Source organism: Pseudomonas sp. PS02302 (assembly GCF_029959585.1).
Lineage (GTDB): Bacteria > Pseudomonadota > Gammaproteobacteria > Pseudomonadales > Pseudomonadaceae > Chryseomonas > Chryseomonas aestiva.
Genome location: NZ_JASCON010000166.1, coordinates 1 through 1319, shown reverse-complemented (window position 1 = coordinate 1319; position 1319 = coordinate 1). Strand labels below are relative to the sequence as shown.

Genomic DNA, 1319 nt, shown 5'->3' with positions numbered 1-1319 from the left:
TGAACCGCCCCGGGTTTCGTGGAGGCTGGTTGGTTTAAGTTCAAGCCGCTCGCTTTTCAGTGCTTTCGAGTAGCTGCCAGTAGTTTGCCTCAGCTTCTGCCGGAGGTATATATCCAATGGGTTCGAGCAGTCGGTAGTGGTTGAACCAGTGCACCCATTTCAGCGTTGCCATTTCCACCGACTCCCGTGTTTTCCATGGCCCGCGTCGGTGAATCAATTCAGCCTTGTAGAGTCCGTTTATGGTCTCAGCCAATGCGTTGTCATAGCTATCACCGCGACTCCCAACAGAAGGCTCGATGCCCGCTTCGGCGAGCCGTTCAGAATAGCGGATGGAGAGATACTGCGATCCTCTGTCGCTGTGATGGATCAGCGATTTGTCTCCGTTCGGTCGACGGTCATGCAGTGCCTGCTCCAATGCATCCAGTACGAAGTCGGTTTCCATTGTGGTGCTGACGCGCCAGCCGACGATACGACGGGCGAAAACGTCGACTACAAATGCCACATACAACCAGCCTTGCCAGGTCGAGACATAGGTGAAGTCTGAAACCCACAGCTGGTTGGGTCTGTCGGCCTTGAACTGTCGGTTGACCTTGTCACGCGGACAGGCAGCCGCATTGTCAGCGATGGTGGTTCGAACGGTCTTGCCGCGACGCGCACCCTGTAGTTGTAGACGCCGCATGAGTCGTTCCACCGTGCAACGCGCTACCGACATACCCTCGCGGTTCAGTTGTCGCCAGACTTTGTCGGCACCGTACACCTGCAGGTTGTCCTCCCAGACACGCTGGATGTGCAACATCAGCACCTCGTCCCGTTGGGCGCGAGCACAACAGAGCGACGGATTGCGTTGCCGCGCAGCATGTCGTCGATAGCCTGACGGAGCAACCTGCAACACTTTGCAGATCGGCTCGACCCCGTAGGCGTCTCGATGCTGGTCGATAAACGCATTGACTACTTCAGACGGCGGTCGAGCTCCGCCTGGGCGAAAAACGCGCTGGCCAACTTCAGGATCTCATTGGCTCGCTTCAGCTCTTTGACCTCGCGCTCCAGCGCCTTGATGCGTTCGCGTTCCTCGGAGCTGACGCCGTTCTGGACGCCGTGATCGACCTCGAACTGACGAACCCATCCATGGAGGGTCTGGGGCACACAGCCAATCTTGGGGGCGATGGACTCGATTGCCGCCCAAAGGGAGGGGTACTCGCCACGGTGCTCCTGTACCATACGGACAGCGCGTTCACGGACTTCAGGGGAATACTTCGGTAACTTCTTCATGGCTCCATTCTCTCAAAGATTGGAGCCTCCACGAAACCCGGGGCGGTTCA

1 protein-coding gene and 1 other annotated feature are annotated in these 1319 nt (G+C 57.8%); the gene reads right to left on the bottom strand.

The window, feature by feature from the left end; all coding sequences use genetic code 11:
• Positions 1-40 precede the first annotated feature (40 nt).
• A protein-coding gene (locus tag QMX82_RS25645; protein ID WP_282288792.1) for an IS3 family transposase occupies positions 41-1269 on the bottom strand; the annotation gives its coding sequence in 2 pieces (ribosomal slippage) (positions 41-981 and positions 981-1269; 1230 coding nt in all).
• Positions 875-991, bottom strand: a sequence feature (AL1L pseudoknot). Its footprint overlaps the gene before it by 117 nt.
• Positions 1270-1319: the final 50 nt, after the last annotated feature.